Origin of the sequence: Cytobacillus purgationiresistens (assembly GCF_030813235.1) — a bacterium.
In the GTDB taxonomy this organism is placed as follows: domain Bacteria; phylum Bacillota; class Bacilli; order Bacillales; family Cytobacillaceae; genus Cytobacillus; species Cytobacillus purgationiresistens.
This window is the reverse complement of the sequence record NZ_JAUSUB010000005.1, coordinates 13,558-27,671: the sequence shown is the minus strand read 5'-3', so window position 1 is coordinate 27,671 and position 14,114 is coordinate 13,558. Positions and strand designations below refer to the sequence as shown.

The 14,114-nt window shown below is 37.0% G+C and carries 16 protein-coding genes, 2 pseudogenes and 2 other annotated features; of the genes and pseudogenes, 14 read left to right on the top strand and 4 right to left on the bottom strand.

The genetic code is table 11. From position 1 onward, the window contains the following. Positions 1–25 precede the first annotated feature (25 nt). From J2S17_RS07170 to J2S17_RS07155, 4 genes are all read left to right on the top strand, one after another. Positions 26–496 carry a peroxiredoxin family protein gene (locus tag J2S17_RS07170; protein WP_307473318.1) on the top strand — a complete coding sequence of 157 codons (471 nt, stop codon included), beginning with the start codon at positions 26–28 and terminating at the stop codon, positions 494–496. Between the two features lie 128 nt (positions 497–624). Further along, entirely contained in the window at positions 625–762 is a 138-nt protein-coding gene (locus tag J2S17_RS07165; protein WP_307473316.1) for an FbpB family small basic protein, read from the top strand. A gap of 74 nt (positions 763–836) precedes the next feature. After that, the gene (locus J2S17_RS07160; RefSeq protein ID WP_307473314.1) at positions 837–980 is read left to right on the top strand and encodes an acid-soluble spore protein N; all 144 of its coding nucleotides are present in this window, start codon (positions 837–839) and stop codon (positions 978–980) included. 198 nt (positions 981–1,178) lie between these two features. Further along, on the top strand, positions 1,179–1,301 hold the full coding sequence (locus J2S17_RS07155; RefSeq protein WP_307473312.1) for a hypothetical protein: 123 nt from the start codon (positions 1,179–1,181) through the stop codon (positions 1,299–1,301). Between the two features lie 298 nt (positions 1,302–1,599). Here the strand turns inward: J2S17_RS07155 and J2S17_RS07150 are convergent, their stop codons facing one another. Next, positions 1,600–2,112 (bottom strand): DUF3231 family protein, encoded by a 513-nt coding sequence (locus J2S17_RS07150; RefSeq protein WP_370874980.1) that lies wholly within the window; start codon positions 2,110–2,112, stop codon positions 1,600–1,602. A gap of 1,443 nt (positions 2,113–3,555) precedes the next feature. On the opposite strand from J2S17_RS07150, the gene J2S17_RS07145 reads away from it, so the two are divergent. The 6 genes and pseudogenes from J2S17_RS07145 to J2S17_RS07120 all read left to right on the top strand — a co-directional run bounded on the left by J2S17_RS07145 (position 3,556) and on the right by J2S17_RS07120 (position 6,282). Further along, entirely contained in the window at positions 3,556–3,744 is a 189-nt protein-coding gene (locus J2S17_RS07145) for a hypothetical protein (RefSeq protein WP_307473308.1), read from the top strand. Positions 3,745–3,867: 123 nt separating this feature from the next. Beyond that, on the top strand, positions 3,868–4,278 hold the full coding sequence (locus J2S17_RS07140; protein WP_307473305.1) for a RibD family protein: 411 nt from the start codon (positions 3,868–3,870) through the stop codon (positions 4,276–4,278). Between the two features lie 105 nt (positions 4,279–4,383). Continuing rightward, a pseudogene (locus tag J2S17_RS07135) lies at positions 4,384–4,509 on the top strand (aldehyde dehydrogenase family protein); the annotation flags it as partial. Positions 4,510–4,531: 22 nt separating this feature from the next. After that, positions 4,532–5,626, top strand: coding sequence for an MBL fold metallo-hydrolase (locus J2S17_RS07130; RefSeq protein WP_307473304.1), 1,095 nt, complete (start codon positions 4,532–4,534; stop codon positions 5,624–5,626). A 201-nt stretch (positions 5,627–5,827) separates the two neighbouring features. Further along, positions 5,828–6,091: an SDR family NAD(P)-dependent oxidoreductase gene (locus J2S17_RS07125; protein ID WP_307473302.1), complete on the top strand. Its 264-nt coding sequence runs from the start codon at positions 5,828–5,830 to the stop codon at positions 6,089–6,091. Next, on the top strand, positions 6,088–6,282 hold the full coding sequence (locus tag J2S17_RS07120) for a hypothetical protein (protein WP_307473300.1): 195 nt from the start codon (positions 6,088–6,090) through the stop codon (positions 6,280–6,282). The genes J2S17_RS07125 and J2S17_RS07120 overlap by 4 nt, the downstream gene beginning before the upstream one ends. An 83-nt stretch (positions 6,283–6,365) precedes the next feature. On the opposite strand, the gene J2S17_RS07115 is transcribed toward J2S17_RS07120, so the two are convergent. Together J2S17_RS07115 and J2S17_RS07110 are read right to left on the bottom strand one after the other, a co-directional pair. Next, the gene (locus J2S17_RS07115; protein ID WP_307473298.1) at positions 6,366–6,494 is read right to left on the bottom strand and encodes a hypothetical protein; all 129 of its coding nucleotides are present in this window, start codon (positions 6,492–6,494) and stop codon (positions 6,366–6,368) included. A gap of 276 nt (positions 6,495–6,770) precedes the next feature. After that, positions 6,771–8,114: an amino acid permease gene (locus J2S17_RS07110; protein WP_307473297.1), complete on the bottom strand. Its 1,344-nt coding sequence runs from the start codon at positions 8,112–8,114 to the stop codon at positions 6,771–6,773. A gap of 63 nt (positions 8,115–8,177) precedes the next feature. Further along, positions 8,178–8,405, bottom strand: a binding site (T-box leader). A gap of 346 nt (positions 8,406–8,751) precedes the next feature. Then, positions 8,752–8,980, bottom strand: a binding site (T-box leader). Positions 8,981–9,344: 364 nt separating this feature from the next. Here J2S17_RS07110 and J2S17_RS07105 point away from each other — a divergent pair. Next, positions 9,345–9,781 (top strand): annotated as a pseudogene (locus J2S17_RS07105) (leucine--tRNA ligase); the annotation flags it as partial. Positions 9,782–9,851: 70 nt separating this feature from the next. Here J2S17_RS07105 and J2S17_RS07100 read toward each other — a convergent pair. Beyond that, on the bottom strand, positions 9,852–9,956 hold the full coding sequence (locus tag J2S17_RS07100; RefSeq protein WP_370874973.1) for a helix-turn-helix domain-containing protein: 105 nt from the start codon (positions 9,954–9,956) through the stop codon (positions 9,852–9,854). Between the two features lie 313 nt (positions 9,957–10,269). Between J2S17_RS07100 and J2S17_RS07095 the strand changes: the two genes are divergently transcribed. The 3 genes from J2S17_RS07095 (at position 10,270) to J2S17_RS07085 (ending at position 14,103) form a co-directional block, all read left to right on the top strand. Continuing rightward, positions 10,270–11,694, top strand: coding sequence for a sigma-54 interaction domain-containing protein (locus J2S17_RS07095; protein ID WP_307473295.1), 1,425 nt, complete (start codon positions 10,270–10,272; stop codon positions 11,692–11,694). 166 nt (positions 11,695–11,860) lie between these two features. After that, entirely contained in the window at positions 11,861–12,574 is a 714-nt protein-coding gene (locus J2S17_RS07090; protein WP_307473293.1) for an acetoacetate decarboxylase family protein, read from the top strand. Between the two features lie 125 nt (positions 12,575–12,699). Beyond that, on the top strand, positions 12,700–14,103 hold the full coding sequence (locus tag J2S17_RS07085; protein ID WP_307473292.1) for a sodium/proline symporter: 1,404 nt from the start codon (positions 12,700–12,702) through the stop codon (positions 14,101–14,103). Positions 14,104–14,114: the final 11 nt, after the last annotated feature.

Below are 14,114 nucleotides of genomic sequence, written 5' to 3'. Positions count from 1 at the left end.
TTTGACCCTCTTTATATTCACCTTAGTGACTTTTTTGCATACCCCGAATAATGATGCACTTGGAAAAGTTGATCGCCTACCCGGGTTGAAAATAAATAGTCAAGCGCCAGAGTTTACCTTAAAAGATATGAATGGCAAAGCTGTCAGCCTTTCCGACTTTAAGGGTAAGAAAGTGATATTGAATTTTTGGGCAACCTGGTGCCCTCCTTGTAAAATGGAAATGAAGGATTTTCAAACCTATTTTAGTGGAAAAGATGAAGATGTAGCATTGTTAGCAATAAACATCGATCCAAAAAGTAATGTAAGTGGTTATATTGATAAAATGGGGATTGAATTTCCCGTTTTGTTAGATGAAAAAGATCAAGTGAATGAACAATACAAGGTGATCACTATACCCACTACTTACTTTATAGATAAAAATGGCATCATAAAGGATAAATACTTCAGTGCAATACCACTTGAACTGCTTCGTGAAAAAGTTGCAGGTATGGAATAGAAGCATTAGCTCAGGCTAATGCTTTTGTTTTTTTTTAATTATCAATTTAATTTTCGAAAAGTTGTAATAATTTAAATGGTTATTGGGAATATTGATGGGTAGAATGATATTAAAGGAAGGTGAAAACCATGAGAAAGCCAAGAAAACGTTCCTTCGCAGAATTAGTTTCAGAAAACAAACGTCAGCTACTTAAGGATCAAGTGGAAATTGATAAAATCGAATTGCGTTTAGAAGAAAAACGCTTACGTCTAAATAAAGCAGAATAGCCCTCAATGAAAGTATTTACCATACTCAGGTCTCAAACTTGGTACATACTATAATTGAGGAGGGATGAGTTTCTATGGGTAATCCGAAGAAAAACAGCAAAGATTTTGCTCCCAACCATCTTGGCACGCAATCCAGAGGATTTGGTGGTAATAAAGGAAAGCAAATGCAAGATAAATCAGGCCAACAGCCTCAAGTTATTCAAACTAAAGGTGAATAAATTTGATTAAACCGATCTTTTTGGGATCGGTTTTTATTATATTTGGGAGTTGATTTTCAAAAAATAGGTTATTTGTCCAAACGCTCATATTCTTTCTATATAGTTTAGTGAAGAAGGTATGATTAAGCGATAATAGATGATTGATTTGAAAGGAAGGATAAAGGCGGCGAATGGCAGTAATCAAAATCCTTTAGAGACTTGCTCGGAGCAGAAGGTATTAATACGATTGTGATCGGAAACGTAGCTCAAGCGGAAGAATATAATAGTGAAACTCGCGGTGCCTCACATGCAGAAGGCTCTCCTACACAAGCGATAGTGTAGCTTCCCATGCAGATGGTTTTGGTGTAATAGCAACTGGTCAGTCTGCACATGGCGAAGGTAATAGTACGAGGCAACATGTAATGCTACCCATGTCGAAGGTAGTATTCGCGCAACAGAAGCTGAAATACTGCAAGCGGAGCTAGTGCTCATGCAGGAGGTGAAGAGCCAGGAAAGTATTACAAATCTTTTGAGTTACTTGAAGAAAAATTATCGGATGTTTAGTGTTTTTGAAGTGATTTAGTGAACCTAATGATAGGGGTGTAAATTAAAAAAGCACCTCAAACGAGGCGCCTAATGATTATGATTCTGTTCCTTTGCTAATGTGCAGTGGAGGGGGAATTAACCATCCCTTTTCCTTATTAAGTTTTAACATTTTTGCACCAAACTGAGCTTTATTCATATGGAACTGACCATACATCATTGCTACATCTTCTCTAATGGATTGTCCTATAGCTTGACTACATGCAACCAGGGCTGCAGCAGTGCCAATCGAGATTGCTGCACTAATTTCTGGATCTGTAGATCTTGCTCCAACTGGGATGTCTTCTAAGTTTGCGTTAGGACGTGCAGGTGGTGCTGGAGGAAGTCCAATCCCGTTACTTTTTAATAGTTCTTCTAATTGTTGGTTTTCAGCTTGTAGACCTTTGATAGCTTCTTCAATTAGCTTTTTTAGGTCTTCATCGCCTGCGTGATTAATCAATGTTTGATAACTAGAAATTGTTCCGTTGTTTGTAGAAAGATTTGTAAATAAACCATATACTTCACCATAATGTAAAGGTTCATCTTTTGGGTTACCACTTAAAATGCCCATTATTGCACTCCCTATCTTATTAAGTTTCATGATTTTCTCCTTATGTAAGGAAATTGGCCACGATAGATAGTTTGTGTTTGCAGTATGAAAAGTATTCATGGATCTAAAAAAAATAGAAACAAAAGGTAGGAAGTGTTGTGCGCCCATGTGTTAAACAAATATAGGCAAGTGGAGAGCAGTATACATTGAGAGGTGTACGTACGGTTCGGAGGAGAGTGGCGCTGGGCGCTAATCCTACAATTAAGGGAGAAGATTGATACGAATTTGAATAAGGCACTGATGGAAATGATAAAAAAGTATCCTCGCCTTATTCTTAATAACTTTAACCTAATTCATTACAATAGCATGACTTTCCACAACATTGAGGATCAACTGTAAAGTGATAATAAAGTTATTTAATTTTAATATGAAAATATAAGAGCATTCCTACATTTTATTGTAGTAAGGCTCTTTAAAGTTGTTTGAATTTCTATCCTTTAAAGTTGTTTGAATTTCTATCCTTTAATGGTGTTTGTACTTAAAGATCAATAATAAAGTTGTTTAATTCTTATCAGGGCATTAGTAAAAGAATAAGACCAAACATCTTTAGTGTTTGTCAAATACCTTAAAATAGATTATAAATCAATTTTATTTAATAACTTTAATAACCTCCTATCAATTTATAGAAGGTGGTTATTATGTCTCTAATGATTTGTATTAATAAAATGCTTTATTTCAGAAGAATCGACATGCATTGAATCAATTCATTAATTTTATAAGTAACTAAATGTTCAGGTGGGAGGTTACTTCCCTTTATTCTCCATGTTGGAGACGGAGGGAGGTGACCGCAATGGACGTACTATTGGATTGACTACAACTCTTGCTAAGGTGGTGATAACACAAATCTTGGCTCTTCTTTTCAGCAAGATACAACGTAAAAAATCCAAAAAGAAAACCACCCGTAAGACTCGCCAGTCGGGGTGGTTCTCTAAGAGAAAAAAATCTTAGATAAGTAACCTCTCGCTTGGGCGATAAGTTAGTAGGCAGGATGTTAGTGCATCATGTCTTGTCTTAGTTATATCCACATTATATAATACTTATGACAAAAATAAAGAAGCAGTAATTTCAAACCACTTTTCTCTTTCCACACAGAACTAAAATAAACCAACGATCGATAATTGGTAGCACGGAGTAGCCGTAGGATCCTTTCTAAAAACAGGAATGGTGCTTGTAATGCTTAATTATAGATTTGGGTTTAGAGGGTGATTCTACCATTGAAGAGTGAAAAGCAATTATTAAAGATCACAAGAAAAATATGGAAAAGAAACATCTTGAAGAAGTTATAAAAATTGCAAATCAAAAGCTGAAGATCTATGAAACTTAGCAAAGTATGCCAAATAAGCTTTGTTGATTAAGATGAAATCAAGGATAAGCCCATTTTTCAAGAAAAAAAGGAGATTATTAATGAGACAATACAAAGTGATTTGTCATATGGTAACATCATTAGATGGAAAAATCGATGGGAACTACTTAGAAACTCCAAGTGCTAGTTATTTTGGACAAGAGTGGGAAAACATTCATCATAAATATAATTCTAATGCATGGATTTGTGGACGAGTATCATTTGAAGAAAACGTGACATATGGAAATTAGGTAGATTTATCTAAGTATCCGAATACCAAAGTTTCTCGTGAAGACTTTATTGCGGATACAAACGCTGTTGCATACGCTATTGCCATTGATCCATCAGGTAAACTAGGATGGGAACAAGGGACGATGGGTGAAGAGTATGAAGGGCGCCGTGGACAACATATCATCACAGTGTTAAGCGAAAATGTAAGCAATCAGTACTTAGCACACCTTCGTGCAATCGGTGTTTCCTACATCTTTGCTGGAAAAAGCAATAGATTAGACTTAAAATTAGCACTTGATAAAATCAGTCGATACTATAACATAACCGAATTTATGCTCGAAGGCGGTGGATATATCAATGGCTCGTTCTTAAGTGCTGGGTTAGTGGATGAATTAAGTTTAATACTAGTTCCGATGGTAGAAGGGACTAACAATTCAATTTCACTATTTGAATATGGCGACAATCCTTTTCGGCCTGGCGTCGAGTTTACTTTACAAAAAGTAGAACCTCTTGAAAATAACATATTATGGTTACGTTACCGATTGAAGCCGTGAAAATGCCCGAGATTTTAGAGCAGGCTTAGAAAAAGGTTGCAATCCGGGGTAACCAGGCCGCCGAACAGGTGGCCGGACGGATTTCGGTCAACAGCTTACATGACAAACGAACCGAAAGAACCGTTCGGAGGGTTTAAAAACTCCGGCATAGGCAGGAATCGCGGCACCAATGGAATCGAAGAGTATTTGGAGCCTAAGGCGATTCTGGGTCACAGTTCCGTTATGCAATGAAGAGAAAGTTGGGATCAATATGATGAAATTATTAATTCTAGTCGTTATATCCGCTATAGTTATTTTTTTAATACTTAAATATCACCCTCCGCTTGGCGGCAAAAGCTCGGCGGAAAGTCAGAGTAGAATTCAAGCTTCTCCACAGTTTATCAACGGAAAGTTCCACAATCAAATTCCAACGCCGATGGATTACAGTATAAAAGATACCGCGGATGCGTTGATTAAAACGATAAAAGGGACTCCGAACAGCAGACCGAGGGAGAATTTTCCGATCGATTCTTTTGATTCGAACGCTTTCAAGGAAAATAAGGAAGATCAAGTGATCTGGTTTGGTCATTCCACACTATTGCTGAAAGTAAATGGGGTGAAGCTGTTAATAGACCCCGTATTCAGTGATTATGCTTCTCCCGTTCCTTTCTTCGGTCCCAAACGATACAGCGATAAGCTGCCGGCAGAAATAGAGGATTTGCCTGAAATAGACGCTGTTATTATATCTCATGATCATTACGACCATCTGGACTATGGATCGATTCGAAAGCTGAAAGGAAATGTGAAGCAATTCATAGTTCCCTTAGGGGTTGCCGGGCATTTGACGAAGTGGGGAGTCGAACCTGAACGCATTAAAGAGCTGGATTGGTGGGATGAGGAGGCCGTTGAGGGACTGACGTTAATCAGCACGCCGGCAAGACATTTCTCTGGCCGGGGCGGAATTAGCAGCGGCGGGTCTACCTTATGGAGCTCCTGGGTCATTGTTAGTGATCAAACGAGAGTATACTATAGCGGTGACAGCGGATACGGACCACATTTCAAGGAGATTGGCGATCAATACGGACCGTTTGACATCACGCTAATCGAAACGGGTCAATATGATGAAAAGTGGGCGAATATTCATATGACTCCTGAAGAGTCATTGCAAGCTAACCTGGATGTAGGAGGTGGATTGATGATCCCTATACACTGGGGAGCTTTTACGTTAGCATTGCACACTTGGACAGATCCTATTGAACGGGCAAAATCAGCGGCTGAGCAGCTGAATGTAGCTTTGGCGACACCTAGAATAGGTGAAACCGTAACAATAGGAGCAACGAAATATCCTTCAGCAAACTGGTGGAAATAACTTTCAAACGTATCGTAATAGAATGATTTTTCTACAAACTAATACTTGACTTAAAGATGACTTTAAGGTTTAAGATCATTCATGAGCGATGCTCTGTCCGCTATCAGGAGAGTATACAGATGAGTAAAACGATTTTAATTACAGGCACGTCAACAGGCTTCGGCAAGGAATATGCAATTCGCTTCGCCAAGCGTCATTGGAATGTATAGCTACCATGGGGGATACGCTCATGCGGGCGTTTTTGAAGAAGAAACGGTTGATCAGGCTCGTATGCAATATGAACCCATTGCATTTGGCGTCATGGGTACGATTCAAGCCGTTCTTCCTCAAATGAGGAAAAATCATTCCGGACATATTATCAATATATCGTCCATGGGCGGTGTACAGAGCTGCCGACCTTGCCCATCTATTGCAGTTCAAAAGCGGCTCACGAAAATCTTAGCGAAGGGCTGGTCGCCGAAGTGAAAGAGTTCGGGATCAACGTCACGCTTGTTGAGCCCGCGGACTTTCAATGTAATACGCAAGAAGTTAAAAGCGATATACCTGATTATAAAGCAGCTTATGATTGGTACAATGAGCTTGCCAAAACCGAGCTTTACGGCGATGTAGAAAAAGCAATGTCTCTAACTATGAAAGAAAAGGCTCTCCTTTATTGAACTGTGCCCTTTCTCACGGACAGTATAAAAAAGTGCTTAAGAAGTTAATAAGTGGTCCCAGTATTGTACCGGGGCCATTTTCTTTAACGCCAATCGATAACGACGATGATTATATTCCTCTTTAACCCCAAAATTTCTTCCTTCACATCCGTAAAATTATTACTTGTTCTATATTCTGCCCAATCCTTAAAGTGCCCAAAGAAACTTTCCATCTGCGGATTGTCCTAACATTTCCCCTTTCGGGACATAGCCCCAGATTCTTCACTTTGTTTGAAATAATCGATGGGTGTAAAATGGAACCACTGACACTGAATTTGTGTTTTGAGACATCCTCACGTGCATTTTCCCAAATGAAATGTACGGCAAATTTAGTTCCTTCATTTGCTGCATGTTCAGGACCTTTAATCTCCTTTTTAAGGCAACATTGAATTTATGCAAGTAAGCATACAAAAACGATAGGACTGTCCCATCGTTTTTAGTATTGTTCTTCATTCTAGTTTGGATTTCTTATAAAAATAGGTGACAGTTATAAAGATATAGATGGCCAGTGTTACACCGGTTACGATTAATGAAGTTGTCAAAATAATTCCTATTAGAATAGCACATAATGTGATTATGGCTGCCCATGTAGTATAGGGGAATAACTTGACTGAATAACTACTATTTTGATCCTGCAATTTTTTACGTGACTTAAGATGGGCAATTCCAATGATTAACCAGATAACTAATACGGTGTATCCTAGGGAACCCATAAGAAACTCAAAAGTTTTGCTTCCTGCGAATAATGAAATAAGAACACCGATGTATAAAGCAGAAGTGCATAGTAATATTGCGTAAATGGGTACCTTCCTTTTCGATAAATGTGAAAAGAAAGGAGGAATACGTCCGTCTATTGCCTGTGTATAAATGATGCGTGATGAGCCGTATAATCCAGAGTTCATAGATGAAATTATAGCTAATATAACAACTCCATTCATTACATGATCTGCACCTGGTACACCAATCATTTTAAATACCATTACAAATGGACTTTCCGGAACACCGTTTACTTCATACCATGGGATTAAGGTTACTATAATAAAAAATGGTAAAATATAGAAGGATATTATACGAATTAAAGTTCCGCGGACAGCTTTTGGTACCGCTTGTTCAGGATTTTTCGTTTCAGCTAGGGTAATTCCAATAATCTCTGTGCCTCCATATGAATAAATTACCACAAGCATCGCCATAATTAATCCTGTTGTGCCATTAGGGAAGAAACCATTGTGATCATTTAAGTTAGAAAAGCCTACAGCTGTATGATTACCAAATGTTAAAAATATCAACGATAATCCAGCAATTATAAACACAATAATAACGGTTATTTTAATTAGGGCTAGCCAGTATTCCGTTTCAGCAAAAACTCTAACTGATAGCAAATTGATTATGGTAACAAGCACCGAAACGAATAAAGCAAGTACCCAAATTGGATAGTTTGGTAGCCAGTATTGTAAAAATATCGCTGCGACAACAGATTCAGCAGTTATGTTTAATACCCACATTTTCCAGTAAATCCAATCTAAAAAATATGCAGGATATATCCCTAGTACCGATTGTACTAAATCTCTAAATGTTCTTGCATCACGATTACGTACCGCCATTTCCGCAAGTCCCTGCATTATAATTAATAGAATCATTCCACCAATTAAGTATGCAATAATAACAGCAGGTCCTGCCATATCTATCGCTGCGCTGCTTCCCTTAAAAAGCCCTGCACCAATTGCACCGCCTAACGCCATCATCGTAATGTGTCTTGAGGTCATTGTCCTCTGCAATTTTTGTTTTGTTTTCATCCTAATCAATCCTTCCTATAATTAAAAAAAGACATATCAACTCCATTTCCATAATTAAATGAAAGAAGAGACGACATGCCTTAAGCAACCGCGGTACCACTCTTATTGGTTCTAACTGAACCCCCTTGAAATCCCTGTAACGTAGGTGAAACGTTAAGAAAAGAGGCAGTTGAATTTTCTCCTTCTTACCACTCCTAGACAAGTTCAAAGTATTATTGGACTGCGTTGCACCAACCCGCAGCTCTCTAAGCCGAATAATGATCTTTTACTACTTCTAATCCTTGTGTTTAGCAATAATTCTATCTGAAATAATAAATTGACACTGAATTTCTTGTCAAACCTTCTTATTTTATTAAAATAATTTATTATAAATAATAGCTAGAAGACAGGCTGCAATATGAAGAAATAATATTATACATTCATATTAAGAACTATAGCGTTCTACTAGCCTCTTATAGAGAACGAATTTTCTAATATATAGCAAAAAATTAAGAGAATTCTTATAATCCATAATATCAGTCCTTAATAAAATATAATTGTGTGTTATCAATATTGTCATCCGCTTTTATTTTCATCCTAATCAATCCTTCCTATAACTAAAAAAGACATATCAACTCCACTTCCATATTTAAATGAAAGAAGAGACGACATGCCTTAAGCAACCGCGGTACCACTCTTATTGGTTCTTACCGAACCCCCTTAAAATCCCTGTAACGTAGGTGAAACGTTAAGAAAAGAGGCAGTTAAATTTTCCTCCTTCTTACCACTCCTAGACGAGTTCAAAGCATTATTGGACTGCGTTGCACCACCCCGCAGCTCTCTAGGCCAAATAATGATCTTTTACTACTTCTAATCTTTGTGTTTAGCAATCATTCTATCTTAAATAATAAATAATATATTGACACGGAGAAGTTTACTTGTCAACACTTTTTAATATTTTAAAATAATTTTTTTAATGTTCCGATAGATACTCCAGGTGGATAGAATTAAATAATGGGTTGCTACAGCAGTCTTTTTTATTGGAAAAGGAAGGTTTGTTTTTAGTAAGAAGGAAGATGCTCGGGTATTAATGAGCTTTTGAAGTAATCATAGGAATCTTCGCTAATTCATTAATAGAAGGGGTGATAATAATGTTTAAAGCCTACTTGCATTTCCTGATGAAATTGTTTAAATTTGATAATAAAAATGAATCTGCAATGAAGAGGAATAGTAATGAATGGTACGCCTGTCTTCTGGATTGCAGACTATGTATTAGTAAGCTAAGGTACAGGAGCAATTATGGCGGTTCCCGCGCATGATGAACGAGACTGCGAATTTGCCAAAGGAATGTAAATTGCCAATTAAAGAGGTCGTTGCTGGTGGTGATATCGAGAAAGATACCTATGTAGGCGATGACGAGCATATCAACTCTGACCTTCTTAAATGGTATGGGCAAAGAAGATGCTATTGCCAAAATGATTTCCTGGTTAGAGGAAAAAGAAATTGGAACGAAGAAAGTGGCATGTCGTCTTCGTGGTTGGCTATATAGCCGTCGGTGTTATTGGGGAGAGCCGATTCCAATTATTCATTGGGAAGATGGCACAATGTCAGCAGTTCGAGAGGATCAGCTTCCATTAATTTTACCTAAAACTACTGAGTCTGGTACAGGAGAATCACCATTTGCAAATTAACCTCTTTTCTTCTGACAAAGAAGTGAGAGGAGGCGGAAGTTTATTTTTCATGCATAGCCACTCCTCTTTACTTTTGACTTATTGGGCTTCTTAAATATCTATACAACGTTGTTCGGCTAACTTCCGTCATGTCTACGATTTCTTTCATTCTATACTCACCCGTATGATACAAATATATCGCTTTTGGAGATATTTTTCCCTCTTACTTTTGGTCGCCCCCCTTTTCGCCCTATACAAAGAAAAGAAGACCAAATTCATTTTTTTAGTGTAGGGTCGTCTTTTTTACTATTTTTTTGGGGAGCCTATTCCGAAAGTGAGCAATCCAATCTAAAATCAAATATAATTACTTTTATAAACATAAAAGGAGTACGATACTCCTTATTAGTCAACTAAAAAGGCATTAGTTGAGTTTGGATTATTATATTTATATTTTCTAGCATTCTAGATTTTCTCTTATCTTTAAGCTAAAGGAGACACATAAGAACATGAATTGGGAAAATAAAGTAATCAATTCAATAAATGACGGTATTATGGTCGTTGATACAAATCTTACAATTATTTTTGCAAATAAGGCAGTCGACTCTATTGGATTATCAAATAAGAAAATTATTGGGGAGAATGTTTTTGATATATTTCCGAATTTAGCGAAAAACAATAGTACCTTCATACATGCTTTGAAAACAAAAAAAGAAATTATCAATCAGCAGCAAACATTCGTGACATATAGAGGAGAAAGGACAACGACGTTAACCTCAACATTTCCAATAATCGATGATGGGATTGTTGTTGGGGCATTCGAAATTTTTCAGGATGTTTCTGCTTTGCAGAAAATAAAAGATCAATTAATCGATTTGCAATTACAGAATACAGAACATCCACCAAAAATGAAAAATGATGTATCTAAAAGTCAGGAAGAATTTCGAGACTTCATTGGAGAAGATGAATCGATCCAAAATATTAAAAATAACATTAAGTTATTTGCAAAAACCCCATCACCTCTATTTATATATGGAGAAACAGGAACAGGAAAAGAAGTGATTGTCCAAAATATTCATCGTGCATCTAGAACTCAAGGGCCTTTAATTACGCAAAATTGTGCAGCGATTCCTGATAACCTATTGGAATCTTTCCTTTTTGGTACAGTAAAAGGTGGGTTTACAGGAGCCGTTGACAAGGAAGGGCTATTTGAATTTGCGAATGGAGGAATTTTATTTTTAGATGAAATAAATTCTCTTTCTATGAATCTACAAGCAAAATTACTTCGTGTCTTACAAGATCAAAAAGTAAGGAGAGTGGGAGGGACAAAAGAAATACCTGTGAGCGTGAAGATAATCTCTGCAACGAATATTCACCCAATAGAACTGTTAGAAAATAAAGAAATGCGGGAAGATTTATTTTATCGGCTAAATGTATTGTATCTCGAGCTTCCCCCATTAAGAAGTAGGAAGGAAGATATTCCTTTACTTATCGAACATTTTATATCCGAATATAATGTGAAGCTGAAGAAAAGTATCAAAGGGATAACGGAGGAAGCACTAGCCTATTTAATGGATCATTCTTGGCCGGGGAATATAAGAGAATTAAAAAATATGATTGAACGATTAATGAATCTTGTTCAGTCAGACTACATCGGAAAGAGTGATATAGAATTTTCTGATTACCTACACGTCATTTCTCCAAATTATGCTCAAGGGGATTTTTTTCGAAAAAAAAATACAAAAGTCAATTTCAAAGAAGAAATACAGCGGATAGAAAGAAAGATGATAATGGATTCGCTGTATGAAACGAAGGGAAATATCTCTCAAGCTGCAAGAAATTTAGATTTACCCCAACAATCACTGAGTAATAAAATCAAAAAATATAATTTGGAACCGGAAATAATTCGAATTAAACTACTCAAATATGAGTAATTACTTTAAAATATATAGAAAAATGGGTAATGAATAAAAAAAGTACTGAAAATATAGTGTTTTCAGTACTTTTTCTATTGGCATAATTCTTGCATTAATTCCTCTTAAACAAGAAAGGAGAAAAACAGAAGGATATACAAGAATAACATTTGGGGAGAGAAATAAAATGACAAAATTCGAATATTCAATTTTACCAGAGTATGCACCATTATATCCTAAATTACCTTACCGCTATCATGATTATCAAAAGATTAGTGTGTACTGTAAAGCTGACAGGGAAAAAATGCAAAAGCTTTTGCCAAAGGAATTTAAAGTAGCTGGAGATGTTTTGGAAGTATTTGTTTTGCGAAACAATGAGATTGAAGGCCTAGACAATTACAGTGAAGGCGGCCTTATCATTCCTTGCTCGTATAAGGATATTACAGGTGCTTGTATGTCCTTTGAGTACGTTGATTCAGATGACGCTTTATGTGCAGGAAGAGAAATTTGGGGATACCCGAAAAAACTTGGGGATATTCAGTTTATAGAAGAAGAAAAGTCTATTACAGGAACGGTAAGTAGAAAAGGGAAAGAAATTATTAATATTCATTTTGAAGAGGCAGAAACAGATTTTACGCAACCAAATTTATTCCCACGACTTCAGGTGAAAAGAATGCCACATCCAGAAAAAGATGGAACGGACTTAAACACCATTATTAAAAATGGCTTTTATGATAGTGTTATCAAGTCCAAGGTAACTGGGAAAGCAACGCTTAAATGGGAGAATTCCCTTGATGATCCTTTATCCTCTTTAGGACCTGTAGAAGTTGTAGGTTCAGTTTATGTAGTTGGATCATTCACGCTTTCTTACGGGGAAATCGTAGAAGATTTACAAAAATAAAGAATCGGAGTGAAGGGAATGGAAAATGTCGGGCTACTTTGGTTTTTGTATGTCATCGTTCCAGTATTAGGGTTTATTGCAACGATCTATCTTTCAAATAGAGCAGAGAAGAAGAAGGTGGAATAATGATAACGGTATTTGTGATTTATTTGGCTATCGTTTTCATTATAGGGGTTGCCTCTGAAAGATTTATGTCTAAAAGTGAGGAAGGATATTTCCTTGGGGACCGAAATTTTGGTCCATGGGCGACAGCTATAAGTGCAGGTGCTACGGATACAAGTGGATGGATATTTATTGGAGCTGCTGGATACGCATATGTAGCAGGTATTTCAACTATGTGGATGCTACCAGGCTTTATAGTAGGCTATTTAATAAACTGGTTCGCTGTGGCTCCTCGACTTCGTAAAGAAGGTGAGGCGCTCGGTGCATTAAGTATGATTGACTACATTAGCATAAAGCTGAAAGATCGTAAGAATGTCCTAAGAGTGATTTCCAGTCTCATAATTGTCATATTTTTTGTGGCTTATATGGCTTCACAATTAACGGCAGCAGGGAAAGCGCTTAATTCGATAGTTGATTTTGACTATAGCTTAGGACTAGTTTTATCTGCTGTATTTGTAATGGGCTATTCTGTCTTAGGAGGATACACTTCTGCTGTATGGACGGACCTTTTCCAAGGACTCCTCATGCTAGCAGTATTAATATTATTTCCAATCTATATGATATTTTTTGAGTTTGGCGGTGTTGTGAATTTTTTTACAACATTACAATCGATTGATCCTATTTTACTTTCTTCAGCAGGTGGTGCAACAGGGGCCGCGGCAATTGGGATCATCATAGGTTTAGTAGGGTTCGGTATAGGTGAGCCAGGGCAGCCGCATATTGTACAGCGATTTTTATCGGCAAAAAATGATCAAACGATTAGACAAGCCTCTTTAATCGCAATGTTTTGGGTCATCATTGTCATGATGGGTTCTAATCTACTTGGTTTAATCGGAAGAATTTCACTACCTGGTTTGGCTGATCCTGAGTATGTATTCCCTACCCTTGTTGGAGATACGATGCACCCAATCATTTCTGGGATTATTATAGGTGCTATCTTTGCTGCAATTCAATCGACATTTTCTTCACAGCTGATGGTAGCTACGCAATCTTTAGCAAGTGATATTCTGAAATCAGTGACAAAAAGAACATATTCCAACAAACAAATGATTATAATCAGCAGATTTACGATGGTTGGGTTAGGAACAATTGCTACCCTTATTGCCCTCATGAACATCGAATCTGTATTCCAACTCGTTTTATACGCTTGGGCAGGATTAGCGGCTAGCTTCGGTCCGGTAGTATTGCTTTTGCTCTACACAAACATTGTGACAATAATAGGAGCAATTTCGGGAATAATTACTGGAACGGTTGTTACGATAATATGGATTAATACTCCTTGGCAGCCTTATATGTATGAACTTATACCAGCGGCAATATTATCGACTATTGTTGTTATCGTTGTGAGTAAATTTACAAAAGAATAAAATTCAGTTCA

Excerpts from the sequence above, each read along its gene's own strand:
- J2S17_RS07165 (WP_307473316.1), top strand. The coding sequence starts at position 625 with ATGAGAAAGCCAAGAAAACGTTCCTTCGCAGAATTAGTTTCAGAAAAC.
- J2S17_RS07160 (WP_307473314.1), top strand. The coding sequence starts at position 837 with ATGGGTAATCCGAAGAAAAACAGCAAAGATTTTGCTCCCAACCATCTT.
- J2S17_RS07150 (WP_370874980.1), bottom strand. The coding sequence starts at position 2,112 with ATGGGCATTTTAAGTGGTAACCCAAAAGATGAACCTTTACATTATGGT.
- J2S17_RS07145 (WP_307473308.1), top strand. The coding sequence starts at position 3,556 with ATGAGACAATACAAAGTGATTTGTCATATGGTAACATCATTAGATGGA.
- J2S17_RS07140 (WP_307473305.1), top strand. The coding sequence starts at position 3,868 with ATGGGTGAAGAGTATGAAGGGCGCCGTGGACAACATATCATCACAGTG.
- J2S17_RS07130 (WP_307473304.1), top strand. The coding sequence starts at position 4,532 with ATGAAATTATTAATTCTAGTCGTTATATCCGCTATAGTTATTTTTTTA.
- J2S17_RS07125 (WP_307473302.1), top strand. The coding sequence starts at position 5,828 with ATGTATAGCTACCATGGGGGATACGCTCATGCGGGCGTTTTTGAAGAA.
- J2S17_RS07115 (WP_307473298.1), bottom strand. The coding sequence starts at position 6,494 with ATGGAAAGTTTCTTTGGGCACTTTAAGGATTGGGCAGAATATAGAACA.
- J2S17_RS07110 (WP_307473297.1), bottom strand. The coding sequence starts at position 8,114 with ATGAAAACAAAACAAAAATTGCAGAGGACAATGACCTCAAGACACATT.
- J2S17_RS07095 (WP_307473295.1), top strand. The coding sequence starts at position 10,270 with ATGAATTGGGAAAATAAAGTAATCAATTCAATAAATGACGGTATTATG.
- J2S17_RS07090 (WP_307473293.1), top strand. The coding sequence starts at position 11,861 with ATGACAAAATTCGAATATTCAATTTTACCAGAGTATGCACCATTATAT.
- J2S17_RS07085 (WP_307473292.1), top strand. The coding sequence starts at position 12,700 with ATGATAACGGTATTTGTGATTTATTTGGCTATCGTTTTCATTATAGGG.